11 protein-coding genes are annotated in these 14701 nt (G+C 68.1%); 3 read left to right on the forward strand and 8 right to left on the reverse strand.

Annotated features, from left to right (window positions below):
• Window positions 1-148 precede the first annotated feature (148 nt).
• The 3 genes from M8R19_RS08860 to M8R19_RS08870 are packed head-to-tail and all read right to left on the reverse strand — an operon-like array spanning window position 149 to window position 2116.
• Window positions 149-388 (reverse strand): anti-sigma factor family protein, encoded by a 240-nt coding sequence (locus tag M8R19_RS08860; RefSeq protein ID WP_249917597.1) that lies wholly within the window; start codon window positions 386-388, stop codon window positions 149-151.
• Window positions 382-990: an RNA polymerase sigma factor gene (locus M8R19_RS08865; protein WP_349654698.1), complete on the reverse strand. Its 609-nt coding sequence runs from the start codon at window positions 988-990 to the stop codon at window positions 382-384. The genes M8R19_RS08860 and M8R19_RS08865 overlap by 7 nt, the downstream gene beginning before the upstream one ends.
• 4 nt (window positions 991-994) lie before the next feature.
• Entirely contained in the window at window positions 995-2116 is a 1122-nt protein-coding gene (locus M8R19_RS08870) for a beta-ketoacyl-ACP synthase III (protein ID WP_249917598.1), read from the reverse strand.
• A 484-nt stretch (window positions 2117-2600) separates the two neighbouring features.
• Between M8R19_RS08870 and M8R19_RS08875 the strand changes: the two genes are divergently transcribed.
• Window positions 2601-3614 (forward strand): acyltransferase family protein, encoded by a 1014-nt coding sequence (locus M8R19_RS08875; RefSeq protein ID WP_249917599.1) that lies wholly within the window; start codon window positions 2601-2603, stop codon window positions 3612-3614.
• Here the strand turns inward: M8R19_RS08875 and M8R19_RS08880 are convergent.
• Window positions 3611-4672 (reverse strand): GGDEF domain-containing protein, encoded by a 1062-nt coding sequence (locus M8R19_RS08880; RefSeq protein ID WP_116422424.1) that lies wholly within the window; start codon window positions 4670-4672, stop codon window positions 3611-3613. The genes M8R19_RS08875 and M8R19_RS08880 overlap by 4 nt on opposite strands.
• A gap of 220 nt (window positions 4673-4892) precedes the next feature.
• Between M8R19_RS08880 and M8R19_RS08885 the strand changes: the two genes are divergently transcribed.
• Window positions 4893-5312 (forward strand): 3-isopropylmalate dehydratase, encoded by a 420-nt coding sequence (locus tag M8R19_RS08885; RefSeq protein WP_074976531.1) that lies wholly within the window; start codon window positions 4893-4895, stop codon window positions 5310-5312.
• A 36-nt stretch (window positions 5313-5348) separates the two neighbouring features.
• Here M8R19_RS08885 and M8R19_RS08890 read toward each other — a convergent pair whose 3' ends face one another.
• Window positions 5349-5786: an HIT family protein gene (locus tag M8R19_RS08890; protein WP_249917600.1), complete on the reverse strand. Its 438-nt coding sequence runs from the start codon at window positions 5784-5786 to the stop codon at window positions 5349-5351.
• A 121-nt stretch (window positions 5787-5907) separates the two neighbouring features.
• Between M8R19_RS08890 and M8R19_RS08895 the strand changes: the two genes are divergently transcribed.
• Entirely contained in the window at window positions 5908-6612 is a 705-nt protein-coding gene (locus M8R19_RS08895) for a glutathione S-transferase N-terminal domain-containing protein (RefSeq protein WP_116422426.1), read from the forward strand.
• Window positions 6613-6829: 217 nt separating this feature from the next.
• Here M8R19_RS08895 and hrpA read toward each other — a convergent pair whose 3' ends face one another.
• The 3 genes from hrpA to fadD1 all read right to left on the reverse strand — a co-directional run bounded on the left by hrpA (window position 6830) and on the right by fadD1 (window position 14465).
• On the reverse strand, window positions 6830-10882 hold the full coding sequence (hrpA, locus tag M8R19_RS08900) for an ATP-dependent RNA helicase HrpA (RefSeq protein ID WP_116422427.1): 4053 nt from the start codon (window positions 10880-10882) through the stop codon (window positions 6830-6832).
• A 140-nt stretch (window positions 10883-11022) separates the two neighbouring features.
• On the reverse strand, window positions 11023-12708 hold the full coding sequence (gene ctpM, locus M8R19_RS08905) for a methyl-accepting chemotaxis protein CtpM (RefSeq protein ID WP_249917601.1): 1686 nt from the start codon (window positions 12706-12708) through the stop codon (window positions 11023-11025).
• A 71-nt stretch (window positions 12709-12779) separates the two neighbouring features.
• Window positions 12780-14465: a long-chain-fatty-acid--CoA ligase FadD1 gene (fadD1, locus tag M8R19_RS08910; RefSeq protein ID WP_249917602.1), complete on the reverse strand. Its 1686-nt coding sequence runs from the start codon at window positions 14463-14465 to the stop codon at window positions 12780-12782.
• Between the last annotated feature and the right edge of the window lie 236 nt (window positions 14466-14701).

Here is a 14701-nt window from a genome sequence, read left to right on the forward strand (position 1 = left end):
CCGCGTTCGCGGGAATGACGGGGTAAGAATCGTGTTTTCCGACGTCATTCCCGCGAACGCGGGAACCCAATAGACAGTTACGCGTACGATGGCGCCTCCCTGGAGCGGACCTTGTCCGCGATAGCTGGTCATCCCGGCGCAATTGCGCTCAGCGCCGCGAATGGTCCCGGCGCAGTTCGGCCAGGCGGGCGGCCAGCAGATCCAGGCCGGTGTCGCGGTCTTCCGGCAGGCGGCGCACTGTCGCCTGGGTCAGGCGCATCTGGCGGATGAAGCGCCGGCAGTGGCGGCACAGCAGCAGGTGGCGGCGCACCGCGAGTTTCTCGCGCAGGCCGAGCTGGCTGTCCAGCAGGTCGCTGGAGAGGGCCACCAGTTCCTTGCAGGTCAGCATTGGCCGGTCTCCTCGAAATGCTCCAGGGTGGCGAACAGCTTCAGCCGCCCGCGGTGCAGCAACACCCGGACATTGGAGAGGGAAAGCGACAGAAGATTACAGATCTCCTGCAATTCCAGGCCCTGGCGCTCGCGCAGCAGGACCACGCTGCGCTGCATGTCCGACAGGCTCAGCAGGGTCTTTTCCAGGCATTCGCGCAGTTCGTCCTCGGCCAGCAGGGCCTCGGGCGAGTCCGAATGCCAGGCCAGGGGCGCGGCGCTCCAGTGGCCGTCGGCGGCGAAGCGGCTGTCGTCGATGCTGCCGTGGGGCGCCGGCATGTCGTCCAGGGAGACTTCCCGGCGCACCTGGCGCAGCTTGCTCTTGGCGGTGTTGGCGGTAACGGTCAGCAGCCAGGTCTTGAGGCTGGAGCGCCCCTGGAAGCCGTCCAGGTGACGCACCACGGCGAGCCAGGCGTCCTGCACCACCTCGTCGGCGTGGGGGCTGCCGACGATGGCCAAAGCCACGGCGCGCATGGCGCCCTGGTAGGCCGCGACCATCTCGCGGAAGGCCGCGTCCTCGCCGGCGCGCAGGCGCGCCAGCAGTTCGCCGTCGGCTTCGCCCACCCGGTCAGCGCTTGCGCAGGATCACGCTGCCGATGGAGTAGCCGGCGCCGAAGGAGCTGAGCACGCCGATGGAACCGGCGGGCAGGTCCTCGTGGTACTTGTGCAGGGCGATCACCGAGCCGGCCGAGCTGGTGTTGGCGTAGCTGTCGAGGATCACCGGCGCCTCGTGGGCCTCGGCGTCGCGGCCGAGCAGCTTGCGGGTGATCAGCAGGTTCATGTTGAGGTTGGCCTGGTGCAGCCAGAAGCGCTTGACGTCGCCGACCGGGATGTCGTTCTGCGCCAGGTGCTCGCCGATCAGCTCGGCGACCATGGGGCAGACGTCCTTGAACACCTTGCGGCCTTCCTGGACGAACAGCTTGTCGCGCTGGCCGATGCCCTCTTCCGCGGCGCGGTTGAGGAAGCCGAAGTTGTTGCGGATGTTGTTGGAGAACTGCGTCAGCAGCTTGGTGCTGACAATGTCGAACTGCTGCTTGCCGATGGCCTGGTCGGCGCGCTCGACGATCACCGCGGTGGCCGCGTCGCCGAAGATGAAGTGGCTGTCGCGGTCGCGGAAGTTCAGGTGGCCGGTGCAGATTTCCGGGTTGACCATCAGGATGGCGCGGGCCTGGCCCAGTTGCACGGCGTTGGCCGCGGCCTGCAGGCCGAAGGTGGCCGAGGAGCAGGCGACGTTCATGTCGAAGCCGAAGCCCTGGATGCCGAGGGCGGCCTGGACCTCGATGGCCACCGCCGGGTAGGCGCGCTGCAGGTTGGAGCAGGCGACGATGACGCCGTCGATGTCCGCCGCGCTGCGGCCGGCGCGCTGCAGCGCCTCCTTGGCGGCGTGCACGGCCATCTCGCAGAGGATGCCCCAGTCGTCGTTGCTGCGCTCGGGGATGCGCGGGACCATGCGCTGCGGGTCGAGGATGCCTTGCTTGTCGACCACGAAGCGGCTCTTGATGCCGGAGGCCTTCTCGATGAACGCCGAGCTGGATTCGCTCAGCGCTTCCAGTTCGCCCTTGGCGATGGCTTCGGCGTGCTGGTCGTTGTACTGGCGGACGTAGGCATTGAAGGACTCCACCAGTTCATCGTTGGAAATGCTGAACGGCGGGGTATAGAGACCGGTTCCGCTGATCACGACTTTATGCACGGTCAATCCTCTTCTCAATCTGGCTGCCGGCCCCGGCAGCATGGTTAGGCATCGATGTGCCCGCCCGCGGGCCGGCACTGCAAAAGGGGTTCGGCCCGCGTGGGCCTGAGGGCACGGCCTGATGACCAGGCAGTGTGCCATCGAAGGTGGCGCGCTGGCATCTTCCACCGCCCAACGGCGACGGCGCTGCGCGGCGCTCGAATAACCGCCGATTATGCGGCAAATCGCCGGGAAATGCCGCTACCGCGGCGCAGTTTTCCAGCATACAGACCTTGTACCGGCCGGTGATTGAAATTCCCGAAAGCCGCTATAGCCAGGCCATCCAGGCGAGTTGGCGGAAGCGCCCTGCGCTCTTGCGCAAATGCCCTTGGGGCGAGTGCCCGCATGCCACCGGGCAGGTGCGCTGAACCCCGGCGGGAAAACCGCTGTCGAGGAAAGGGGCGCCCGCCGGCGCCCCTTTTCATTGGCAAGCACAGAGGTAGCAATGCTGGTTTCCCTTCAGGCGCTGCGGGCCCTGGCCGCCTGGCTGGTGGTGTTCCATCACTTCATGCAGGTGTTCTTCGATTTTCGCGCCGACAGCCTCGGCGGGCGCCTGCTGTCCACCCGCGGCCAGGTCGGGGTGGACATCTTCTTCGTCCTCAGCGGCTTCGTCATCCAGCTGTCCTGCGCCGGGCGCCAGGTGCCCGGCCTGACCTTCCTGGCCCAGCGGCTGGCACGCATCGCCCCGGCCTACTGGCTGTACACCGCCATCACCGCGCTGATCCTCTACGCCTTCGGCAACCTGATGCCGGTCTACGGCGTGGCCCTGCCGCAGTTGCTGCTGTCGCTGCTGTTCCTGCCCAGCCAGAACCCCGGCGGCTTCGGCTTCTACCCGATCCTGCCGGTGGGCTGGACGCTGAACTTCGAGATGCTCTTCTACCTGCTGTTCGCCCTCTCCTTCGCCGTGGGCGAACGCTGGCGCCCCTGGCTGGTGGGCGCGCTGCTAGCGCTGGTCAGCGGCGTGCTGGCGAAGGCGCCGTGGCTGAGCAATTTCTACCGCAACCCCATCGTCTGCGAATTCCTCTTCGGCCTGCTGCTGGCCGAGCTGTACCGCCGCGGCCTGCTGCGCCTGCGGGCATCGCTGGCACTACCGCTGGCGCTGGGCGCGGTGCTGGTGCTGCTGCACTTCCCCGCCGACCATCCCTGGCGCCCGCTGACCTGGGGCCTGCCCAGCGCGGTGCTGGTGGCCGCCTGCGTGGCGCTGGAGCCATGGTTCGCCGGCTGCCGCCCGCTCAAGGCGCTGGGCGACTGGAGCTATTCGGTGTACCTGGTCCACGTGATAGTGCTGTGGCTGGCCAGCTACTGGCTGCACCAGCGCCTGGGCCTCGGTCCGTACCAGACGCTGGCGCTGTGCCTGCCGGCGATCCTGCTGCTGTCCTGGCTGAGCTACGAATGGGTGGAACTGCGCCTGGGCCGGCGCCTGAAGCAGGCCTGGGCGCCGCGCCCGGTGCCGGCCTAGCCGTCGCCGCAGACCAGGCGGTTGCGCCCCTGGGCCTTGCCGCGGTACAGGCGGTGGTCGCAGCAACGGTACAGGGCCTCGGCGTCGTCGCCGTCCACCGGCCACTCGGCCAGGCCGAAGGTGGCCGACAGCGGGATGACATGGCCGCGGTACAGCAGCGGGTTGGCCGCCAGATCCGTGCGCAGGCGCTCCACCAGCGGCGCGGCGTCGAAGCGGACGGTGTTGCGCAGCAGCAGGGCGAACTCCTCGCCGCCCAGGCGGCCGATCATGTCGCCGGCGCGCAGGTGCAGGCGCAGCCGGGCGCAGAGGTATTGCAGGGCCTTGTCGCCGGCGTCGTGGCCCCAGCGGTCGTTGACGTCCTTGAAGTGGTCCACGTCCAGCAGCACCAGCACCCAGCGCTGGCCGTTGCCGCGGGAATCCTCCAGGCAACGCAGCACCGCGCGCTGGAACGCCTCGCGGCTGGCCACGCCGGTCAGCGCGTCGCTCAGCGCCAGGCGCTGCAGCAACTGCTGGGCCTGGGCGCGGCGGGTTTCGTAGATGTGCACGAAGGCCATGATCAGCAGGCCGCAGAGGATGGCGTTGCCCAGGTCGATCATCCCCGGGGCGTCCAGGCGCAGCGGGTGCTGGCGCAGGTAGAGCAGCGCGGCCACGCCGACGAAGGGCACCGAGAGCAGGAAGCCGCGCCAGGCGCCCAGCAGCAGGTAGGCCATCACCGGCATCAGGTAGAGCCAGACGAAGGCCGTGGCCGAGGCCTGCGGCATGATGATGATGTAGACCAGGAAGCAGAAGGTGGGCAGCAGGTAGGCGTAGATCCACGGCGTCAGGTCGCGCACCCGCGCCAGGCGCGAGGTGGCCCAGAGCAGCAGCGCGCAGACCAGCGCCTCCAGGCCCGCCAGCAGGTAGTTGCCGTTGAGGCACTGGAGCACCGAGAAGATTCCCAGGGTCAGCCCGGTGCAGAAGAAGATCAGGCGCATCAGCAGGCGCTGGTCGGCCAGGTCCAGTCCGCTGGTGCTGGCCGCCGGCTCCCCCGGCGCATTGGCTTTGGCCTTGTCGTGCATGGCTACCTTTCCCTGGCCCCGCCCGGCATGGCGGAGCGCTGGACGAAACGACCGCCCATCCGCGTGGATGGAGTCTAGCCAGTCCGCCCGCCCGGCATGACAGCCGGTCGTCGCCCGCCGGACGGTGCAAGCATGGCGACCAACGCCGCCACGCTGAATTCACGGCAGCTTCATCGCCGCTGCGCTAGCCTTCGAGGAACCCCAACCACGGAGGGCGCCCATGCGCGTACTGATCGCTTCGCTGTCCCTGCTGGCCCTGGCCGGCTGCTCGTCCTACCAGGCCAAGGAAACCGGCCCGGTGCCCGCCGACCGTTTGCTGGGCTTCCAGCAAGAGGCCCAGGGCGACGCCAAGGTCGAGGTCGAGCGCGACCTGGGCTTCCTCGGCGGCGGCTGCATGGTCGCCTTCAAGATCGACCGCCAGTTGGCCGCGCGCATCGCCGTGGGCGAGACCGCCAGCTTCCAGCTGCCGCCCGGCCAGCACATCGTCGGCATCGGCGCCGACGAACAGGGCGAGGGCCTGTGCAGCAAGGGCCTGCTGCGCCGCGAACTGCTGGTGGACCTCGCCGCCGGCGAGACCGCGCAGTTCCGCATCCTCAGCGACGCCAACAAAGGCTTCGACATCCTCCCGGCCCAGCGTTGATGCCCGGGCGGGGCCACGGCCCCGCCCTTCCCCGGCTTACCCGTTGATGCGTCGCACCAGGCGCGCCTGCAGTTGCTCCAGCTCGGCCGGGTCGGCCTTCTGCGCAGCGTGGATGCCCAGGCCCTGGCCGGCGTAGCGCGGCACTATGTGCACGTGGATATGGAACACCGTCTGCCCGGCGGGCGCGCCGTTGAACTGGGCCACCTGCACGCCGTCGGGGTTCAGCTCCTCGACTATCACGCGGGTCAGGCGCTGCACCACGCCCATCACCTTGCACAGCGCATCGGGGTCGACTTCGAGGATGTTGCGCGCGGCGCTGCGCTTGGGCACCACCAGCGCATGGCCGTGGGACTGCGGGAAGAGGTCGAGGAAGGCGAGCACGTCGTCGTCCTCGTACAGCTTGTAGCAGGGGGCGTCGCCGCGAATGATCTGGGCGAAGATGTTCTGCGCATCGTAGGTGCCTTGCAGGCTCATGGCGCTGTCCTTGAGCGGTGGATCGGAGACGGCACCATACCGGCTCGCGGCGCCGCTGGCACCTCCCCCCTGCGCGATCGGCGGCGTATGCTGGGCGTTCGACTTTCAGACCGGAGTTCCCATGCCTTCGCTCGCCGACTTCCCGATCACCCGCAAATGGCCCGCCACCCGCCCCGACGTCCTGCAGCTGTACTCGCTGCCCACGCCCAACGGGGTGAAGGTCTCGATCATGCTGGAGGAAACCGGCCTGGCCTACGAGCCGCACCTGGTCAGCTTCGAGCGCAACGACCAGTTCAGCCCGGAATTCCTCTCGCTGAACCCGAACAACAAGATTCCCGCCATCCTCGACCCCAACGGCCCCGGCGGCCAGCCGCTGGCGCTGTTCGAGTCCGGCGCCATCCTCATCTACCTGGCCGACAAGACCGGCCAACTGCTGCCCAAGGACCCGGCGCGACGCTACGAGGCGATCCAGTGGCTGATGTTCCAGATGGGCGGCATCGGGCCGATGTTCGGCCAGTTGGGCTTCTTCAATAAGTTCGCCGGCCGCGAGATCGAGGACAAGCGGCCGCTGAACCGCTACGTGGAGGAGTCCCGGCGGCTGCTCGGCGTGCTCGACCAGCACCTGGAAGGCCGCGACTGGGTGATGGGCCAGGAGTACGGCATTGCCGACATCGCCATTTTCCCCTGGGTGCGCAACCTGGTGGGCTTCTACGAAGCGGGTGACCTGGTGCAGTTCGAGCGCTTCGGCAATGTGAAGCGGGTGCTGGAGGCGTTCCTGGCGCGGCCGGCGGTGCAGCGGGGGTTGGGGATTCCGGAGCGGGGTTGAGCGGTACGCCTGTAGGGGCGACTATCTTGCCGGCCGCGCCGAGGCGCTTTTCGTAGGATGGGTTGAGCTTGCGAAACCCATGCGGTTGCGGTGATGGGTATCGCTTCGCTCAACACCATCCTACGAAAAGCCATGCTCGCTTATCCGCGATGTTCTGTGCGCAGGCTCGGCCCATCGCGGACGGAGTCCGCTCCTACCAAAAGCGATCAGCCCTGCGTCAGGCCTCGACCTGGCCCCACTGCTTGCTCAGCCGCTTGTCCGACACCGGCACCTTGGTCCCCAGTTGCTGGGCGAACAGCGATACGCGGTATTCCTCCAGCATCCAGCGGTACAGCACCAGTTCCGGGTCGCGCTTGCCTTCCTGGGCGTGCTTGGCCTGGCGGGCCTTGTACTGGTCCCAGTAGCCGGCCATCTCGCCGCTCCACACGCGGTCGCGCTGGACTTGCCCTGCGACCTTGTCCAGGCGCTGTTCCACGGCCTTGAGGTAGCGCGGGTATTCCTTCAGCCATTCCAGCGGGGTGTCGCGAACGAAGCCGGGATAGACCAGGTTGGCCAGTTGCCCCTTCACGTCGTTGAGCGGCACCGTCATGGCCAGGTCGACCTTGCCCTTGAAGCGCTTCTGCAGGCCGTGCCAGAGCTTGAGGATGTCCAGCACCAGGCGGGCGATGCGTTCGGCGTGTTCGGTCCAGGCGCCGCGTTTTTTCTCCGCCAGCGAAGCCAGGGCCGCGCCGTCTCGGGGCAGGCTGGCCTCGCCTTCGAGGATGCAGGCGTCCAGGCTGGCCAGGAGGATGTCTTCCACCAGCGCCTCGACGCGGCCCAGTTCGCGGTACAGCAGGCCCATCTCGGTCTGGCCCGGCAGCTTGCCACGCAGGAACTTGGCCGGCTCGGCCAGTTGCTGCAGCAGCAGGCGCTGCAGGGCGCGGCGGTGCTGGTACTCGGCCTCGGCCTGGGTCGGGAAGCGGTTTTCCTTGACCACCCCGCCCTCTTCCACCAGCGCCGGGTAGACCGTCATCGACAGCCCGGCGATCTTCTGCTGGGCCTTTTCCGCCACCTCGGCGAAGCCCTTGGCTTCCACCGGCTTCTGCGGCTTGTCGGCCTGGGGGATGGCCAGGGCGGCCTGGCTGGCTTCGGCGAAGCGCGCGGTGAGTTCGGCGAGGTCGCGGCCTTCGCCGAGGAACTTGCCGCGGGCGTCCACCACCTCGATGTTCATGCGCAGGTGGCTTTCCACCAGCGCGGCGGCCTCGGCCCAGGCTTCCTCGGCCACGCGGCTGCCGGTCATGCGTTGCAGCTCGCGGCCCAGGGCCCCGGGCAGCGCGCCTTCGGCGAAGGTCATCTTGCCCAGCGCGGCGCGGACGAAGTCCGGCACCGGCACGAAGTTCTTGCGGATGGCCTTGGGCAGGTTGCGCACCAGGGCCACGCACTTGGCTTCCAGCAGGCCCGGCACCAGCCATTCCAGGCGCTCGGCGGGCAGTTGCGGCAGCAGCGGCGCCGGTACGCGCAGGGTCACGCCGTCGCGCGGGTGGCCCGGCTCGAAGTGGTAGGTCAGCGGCAGCTGCAGCTCGCCCAGGCGCAGGCGGTCCGGGTAGAGGCCGGCGGTGACTTCGCTGGCATCGCGGGCCAGCACGTCTTCCTCGCGCATGATCAGCAGGTCGGGCTGCTGCTTGTGCTCGCGCTCGTACCACTTCTCGAAGCTGGCGGTCTGGTAGATGTCCGCCGGCAGACGCGCGTCGTAGTAGGCGAACAGGGTTTCCTCGTCGGCGAGGATGTCGCGGCGGCGCGCCTTAGCTTCCAGCTCGTCGAGCTTCTCCAGCAACTGGCGGTTGGCGGCAAGGCACCTGGCGCGGCTGTTGATCTCGCCGCGCACCAGGGCCTCGCGGATGAACAGCTCACGGGCCACCGGCGGGTCGATGGGGCCGTAGTGCACGGCGCGGCGGCCGACGATGATCAGCCCGTAGAGGGTCACTTGCTCGTAGGCCACCACCTGGCCGCGCTTCTTCTCCCAGTGCGGCTCCAGGTGGTTCTTCTTCACCAGGTGCGCGGCCAGGGGCTCCAGCCAGTCCGGCTCGATCTTGGCGACCATACGGGCGAACAGCTTGGTGGTCTCCACCAGTTCGGCGGCCATGATCCACTGCGGCTTCTTGCGCCCGATGACGCTGGAGGGGTGGACCCAGAAGCGCCGCTGGCGCGCGCCCAGGTAGTCGCCGTCCTCGGACTTCTGGCCGATCTGGCTGAGCAGGCCGGAGAGGATGGCCTTGTGCACGGCGGCGTAGTCGATGTCGCGCTTGGGCTGCTCCCCGTCTTTGTAGGAGCGAGCTTGCTCGCGAACGCTCTTTGCGTCTTTGCCGGCCTGGGGTTTCGGAGCGTTGGGTTGTTCGCGAGCAATGACTGAGGCGCCCCCCTCGCTCCTACGAGAAGCATCGCCCTTGCCGAAGGGGAGTTTGAGTTCGCGGCAGATCAGGGTGAGCTGGCGGTGCGCGTCGCGCCATTCGCGCAGGCGCAGATAGTTGAGGAAGTTCTTCCGGCACCATGCGCGCAGGGCGTTGGAGCCCAGGGCCTGGCGCTGTTCCTCGAAGCCGCGCCAGAGGTTGATCAGCGCGGCGAAGTCCGAATCCGGGTCCTTCCACTGCGCATGGGCCTGGTCGGCGGCCTGCTGGCGTTCGATCGGGCGTTCGCGCGGGTCTTGCACGGAGAGCGCGCTGGCCACCGTCAGCACTTCGTTCAGGCTGCCCTGGTGGGCCGCTTCCAGCAGCATGCGGCCCAGCCGCGGGTCCACCGGCAGACGCGCCAGCTGGCGGCCCAGCGGCGTCAGCTGACCCTCGCGGTTCACCGCCGAGAGTTCCTGCAGCAGGGTGAAGCCGTCCTTGATCGCCTTGCCGTCCGGCGGCTCGATGAAGGGGAAGGCCTCGATGTCGCCCAGGCGCAGGTGGAGCATCTGCAGGATCACCGCCGCCAGGTTGGTACGGAGGATCTCCGGGTCGGTGAAGGCCGGCCGGCCGTTGAAGTCGTCTTCGCTGTACAGACGCACGCAGATGCCCGGCTCGACCCGCCCGCAGCGGCCCTTGCGCTGGTTGGCGCTGGCCTGGGACACGGCCTCGATGGGCAGGCGCTGGACCTTGGCGCGGTAGCTGTAGCGGCTGATGCGCGCGGTGCCGCTGTCGATCACGTAGCGGATGCCCGGCACCGTCAGCGAGGTCTCGGCGACGTTGGTGGCCAGCACTATCTTGCGCCCCGGCATGGGCGCGAAGATCTTCTGCTGCTCCGCCGGGGTCAGCCGCGCGTACAGCGGCAGCACTTCGGTGTGGCGCAGGTTGGCCTTGCGCAGCATGTCCGCGGCGTCGCGGATTTCCCGTTCGCCGGGGAGGAACACCAGCACGTCGCCGGGGCGCTTGCCGACTTCGCGCTCGTGGGCGGCGATTTCGTCCAGGGCGCGGAGGATGCCCTCGTCCACCGAAAGGTCGTCGAACAGCGCTTCACCGTCCTCGTCCACTTCGGCGGCCAGCGGGCGGTACCAGGTGTCCACCGGGTAGGTGCGCCCGGAAACCTCGACGATCGGCGCATCCCCGAAGTGCTTCGAGAAGCGCTCCAGGTCGATGGTCGCCGAGGTGATGATCAGCTTCAGGTCCGGCCGGCGCGGCAGCAGGGTCTTGAGGAAGCCGAGCAGGAAGTCGATGTTCAGGCTGCGCTCGTGGGCCTCGTCGACGATGATGGTGTCGTAGCGCTCCAGGTAGCGGTCGTGCTGGGTCTCGGCGAGCAGGATGCCGTCGGTCATCAGCTTGACCAGGGTGCTGTCGTCGCTCTGGTCCTCGAAGCGCACCTGGTAGCCCACCAGCGAACCCAGCGGTGTGCCGATCTCCTCGGCCACCCGCGTGGCGACGCTGCGCGCGGCCAGGCGGCGCGGCTGGGTGTGGCCGATCAGGCCGTGGCTGCCGCGGCCCAGCTCCAGGCAGATCTTCGGCAGCTGGGTGGTCTTGCCCGAGCCGGTCTCGCCGGCGATCACCACCACCTGGCTCTTGAGCAGCGCGGCCTTGATCTCGTCGCGCTTGGCGGCGATCGGCAGGCTGTCGTCGTAGCGGATCGCCGGGACGCTGGCGCGGCGCGCCTCGACCTTGGCGCAGGAAGCCTGGAAGCGCTCCACCCACTGCGCCAGCTTGCCGTCGTCGGGGTGCTTGCGCAGTTCGTGGAACTGCCGGCGCAGGCGGTGGCGGTCGCGGATCAACGCGTGGTCGAGGCGTTGCAGGAGCTGTTCGGGGCTGGGCGTTACGTCGGTCATCGGCTGAGCTGGCGTCTGTGCCGGAGGCGGCCGCGCGCCTGGCGGCGGCCGCTTCCGGAAAGGGGCAAAGGCGCGATTGTCGCAGAGTAACGCCCCGCGTCGCCACGCCCAGTGCGTGGCGGCGGGGTTTCAGGCGCGAATCAGATGCGGAACTGGCCGACCATCTGGCGCAGGCGCTCGCCCAGGCCGCTCAGCTCACTGGCAGTGCGCGCGCCCTGCACGGCGTCCTCGGCCACCCGGTCCACGCCGTCGGCGATCTGGTGCACGCTGCGGTTGATCTCCTCGGCCACCGCGGTCTGTTCCTCGGCGGCGCTGGCGATCTGCGCGTTCATCGAGTTGATGGTGCCGATCAGGTTGGCCATGGCGTCCAGCGACTGCCCGGCCTGGTCGGCCTGGCTGCGGGTGCGCCCGGCCATCTCGCTGGCGCGCTGCATGGCCTGCACGGAACCGGCGGTGGTGGCCTGCAGGCGGTCGATCATCTGCTGGATCTCGCCGGTGCTCTGCTGGGTGCGGCTGGCCAGCGCGCGCACTTCGTCGGCGACCACCGCGAAGCCGCGCCCGGCCTCGCCGGCCCGCGCCGCCTCGATGGCGGCATTGAGCGCCAGCAGGTTGGTCTGCTCGGCGATGGAGCGGATCACCTCCAGCACGCCGACGATGCCGCGCACGTCCTGGCTGAGGGTGTCCAGGGCCTCGCTGCTGCTGCTCACCTCGCCGGCCAGGTCGTTGATCTGCGCCACGCACAGGTCCACCTCGCGCTTGGCCGCCTGGCCCTCGCGGTCGGTGTCGCGGGCGGCATCGGCGGCGCGCTGGGCGCTGCGCGCCACTTCCTGGGCAGCGGCGGTCATTTCGTTGATCGCCGTGGCCACCTGGTCGGTCTCGCTGCGCTGGCCGGCCATCGCCTGCTCCGAGCGCTGCGCCTGCTGGGCGACGTTGCCGACCAGCCCGGACAGTTGCCCGGTGGTGCCGGCCACCTGTTGCACCAGGGTGTGGATCTTCTCGACGAAGCGGTTGAACGACTGCGCCAGCTCGCCCAGTTCGTCGCGGCTTTCCACCGGCAGGCGGTGGGTCAGGTTGCCGTCGCCGGCGGCCATGTCGTCGAGGTTGGCCTTGACGCGCAGCAGCGGGCGGACGATGGCGTTGCCGGTGGGCACCGCCACCAGGGCGATGATCACCAGCAGCGCCAGGGCCGAGCCGATCATCAGCGTCAGCAGGCTGTTGATCTGCCCGTGCAGATGTTCGCGGGCCTTGGCCACGTCTTCCTCGATGTCGTCCAGGTTCAGCGAGGTGCCGAACACCAGGTTCCACTTCGGCAGGTACTGCGCGTAGCCGATCTTCGGCACGACGGCGCTGTTGCCCGGGCGGGTGAAGCTGTAGTGCACGTAGTGGCTGTCGTCCTGGCCGGCACGCACCAGCTCGCGGATGGCGTAGACGCCGTTGGGGTCGCGGAAGCTGCTGAAGTCTTCGCCGATGCGCTCTTCGCTGGTGCCCTGGAAGACGCGCACCGAGCGGGTGTCGTAGCCCCAGAAGTAGCCGCCGTTGCCGTAGGCAAGGCGCTTGAGCAGCGCCACCCCGGCCTCGCGCGCCGCCGCGTCGCCCTCGGCCGCGGCCTGGTACTGCGGGCCGACCGCCGCCAGGGCGACGTCGACGAACTGCTTGAGCTGGACCTGGCGGTCGTCGATCAGGCTCTGGCGGATCTGTTCTTCCTGCTGGCCGGACAGCCGCTGCAGGGCCACCAGGGCCACGGCGCAGAGCACCAGGGTGAGGATCAGGATCGGGAGTAGCGCCAGGCTCAGGACCTTGGCGCGCAGGCGCAGGGAGGGAATCACGGTGGCAGCCTCCATAGGCAGGGGCGACGGCATCAAAAAACCCGCCGTGGGGCGGGTTTCTTGTTATCGGCTCAGGCCTGGGCCTTCTTTAGCTCCTGGTCGCGCAATTCGCGACGGAGGATCTTGCCGACGTTGGTGGTCGGCAGGCTCTCGCGGAACTCCACGTACTTCGGACGCTTGTACCCGGTCAGGTTGTCGTGCATGTGCTTGACCACCTGCTCCTTGGTCAGGGTCACGCCCGGGCGCGGCACCACGAACACCTTGATCACCTCGCCGGAGCGCTCGTCCGGCACGCCGATGGCGGCGCACTGCAGCACGCCCGGCAGGGTGGCGAGGACGTCTTCCAGCTCGTTGGGGTACACGTTGAAGCCGCTGACCAGGATCATGTCCTTCTTGCGGTCGACGATGCGCATGTAGCCGTCTTCCTGGATGATCGCCACGTCGCCGGTGCGCAGCCAGCCGTCCGCGTCGAGGATCTCGTCGGTGGCTTCCTGGCGCTGCCAGTAGCCCTTCATCACCTGCGGGCCCTTGACACACAGCTCGCCGCGCTCGCCCAGGGGCAGCTCGTTGCCGGCGTCGTCGATGACCTTGCACAGGGTCGACGGAACCGGGATGCCGATGGTGCCGATCTGGATGTTCTGGAACGGGTTCACCGACACCACCGGGCTGGTCTCGGTCATGCCATAGCCTTCGCAGATGGAGCAGCCGGTGACTTCCTTCCAGCGCTCGGCCGCGGCCTGTTGCAGGGCCATGCCGCCGGAGAGCGTCAGCTTCAGGCTGGAGAAGTCCAGCTTGCGGAACGCCTCGTTGTTGCACAGGCCGACGAACAGGGTGTTCAGGCCGACGAAGCCGGTGAACTTCCACTGCGCCAGCTCCTTGGAGAAGGCGTTCAGGTCGCGCGGGTTGGTCACCAGGATGTTGTGGTTGCCGGTGAGCATCATCGCCATGCAATGGAAGGTGAAGGCGTAGATGTGGTACAGCGGCAGCGGCGCGATGAGGATCTCGCAGCCTTCGTTGAGGTTGGCGCCCATCAGTGCCTTGCACTGCAGCATGTTGGCCACCAGGTTGCGGTGCGTCAGCATGGCGCCCTTGGCCACCCCGGTGGTGCCGCCGGTGTACTGCAGCACGGCGACGTCGTCGGCCTTCGGCGAGGCCTCGCGCACGCTCTTGCCGCGGCCCTTGGCCAGGGCGTCGTTGAGCTTGACGGCGTTGCCGATGTGGTAGGCCGGGACCATCTTCTTGACGTACTTGACCACCGCGTTGACCAGCAGGCGCTTGAGCGGCGGCAGCAGGTCGGCGACCTCGGTGATGAGCACGTGGCGGATGCCGGTGCGCGGCAGCACTTCCTCGGCCAGGTGGGCCATGTTGGCCAGGCACACCAGCGCCTTGGCGCCGGAGTCGTTGAACTGGTGTTCCATCTCCCGCGCGGTGTACAGCGGGTTGGTGTTGACCACGATGAGGCCGGCGCGCATGGCGCCGAACACCACGATGGGGTATTGCAGGACGTTGGGCAGTTGCACCGCGATGCGGTCGCCCGGCTGCAGGTCGGTGCTGTTCTGCAGGTAGGCGGCGAAATCACCGGAGAGGCGGTACAGCTCGCCGTAGGTCAGGGTCTTGCCAAGGTTGCTGAAGGCAGGCTTGTTGGCAAAGCGTTGGCAGGACTCCTTGAGCACCGCGAGAATGTTCGGGTACTGGTCGGCATTGATCTCGGCAGCGATACCTGCTGGGTATTTGTCCTTCCAGAAATTGTCGATCATGGAAGCCCACTCCTAAGCAACAGCTTATCTTTACCGCGTATGCGGTTCTTTGTTGTGTTTGTGCCGCTTTCCCTTGAGTCGGGGAGCGAAAAGCGGGCCGAGAGTAGCAGCTTTGCCAAAACCCGACCAGCACCAAACACAGCCTACCCAGTCATAAAAATGACCAAAAGCAGGCAAATCGGTCACAACCCGTCTATCGGTCGGAAAAGCCCGTGCCAGAAGGGCTGCGGCCTTGT

This window comes from Pseudomonas sp. R3.Fl (assembly GCF_023516765.1).
GTDB classification, from domain to species: domain Bacteria; phylum Pseudomonadota; class Gammaproteobacteria; order Pseudomonadales; family Pseudomonadaceae; genus Pseudomonas; species Pseudomonas citronellolis.

Bases quoted from the DNA above. Each gene is read 5' to 3' on its own strand.
- M8R19_RS08890 (WP_249917600.1), bottom strand. From the start codon at position 5,786: ATGAGCCTGCAAGGCACCTACGATGCGCAGAACATCTTCGCCCAGATC.
- hrpA (WP_116422427.1), bottom strand. From the start codon at position 10,882: ATGACCGACGTAACGCCCAGCCCCGAACAGCTCCTGCAACGCCTCGAC.
- M8R19_RS08895 (WP_116422426.1), top strand. From the start codon at position 5,908: ATGCCTTCGCTCGCCGACTTCCCGATCACCCGCAAATGGCCCGCCACC.
- M8R19_RS08880 (WP_116422424.1), bottom strand. From the start codon at position 4,672: ATGCACGACAAGGCCAAAGCCAATGCGCCGGGGGAGCCGGCGGCCAGC.
- M8R19_RS08875 (WP_249917599.1), top strand. From the start codon at position 2,601: ATGCTGGTTTCCCTTCAGGCGCTGCGGGCCCTGGCCGCCTGGCTGGTG.
- M8R19_RS08860 (WP_249917597.1), bottom strand. From the start codon at position 388: ATGCTGACCTGCAAGGAACTGGTGGCCCTCTCCAGCGACCTGCTGGAC.
- fadD1 (WP_249917602.1), bottom strand. From the start codon at position 14,465: ATGATCGACAATTTCTGGAAGGACAAATACCCAGCAGGTATCGCTGCC.
- M8R19_RS08885 (WP_074976531.1), top strand. From the start codon at position 4,893: ATGCGCGTACTGATCGCTTCGCTGTCCCTGCTGGCCCTGGCCGGCTGC.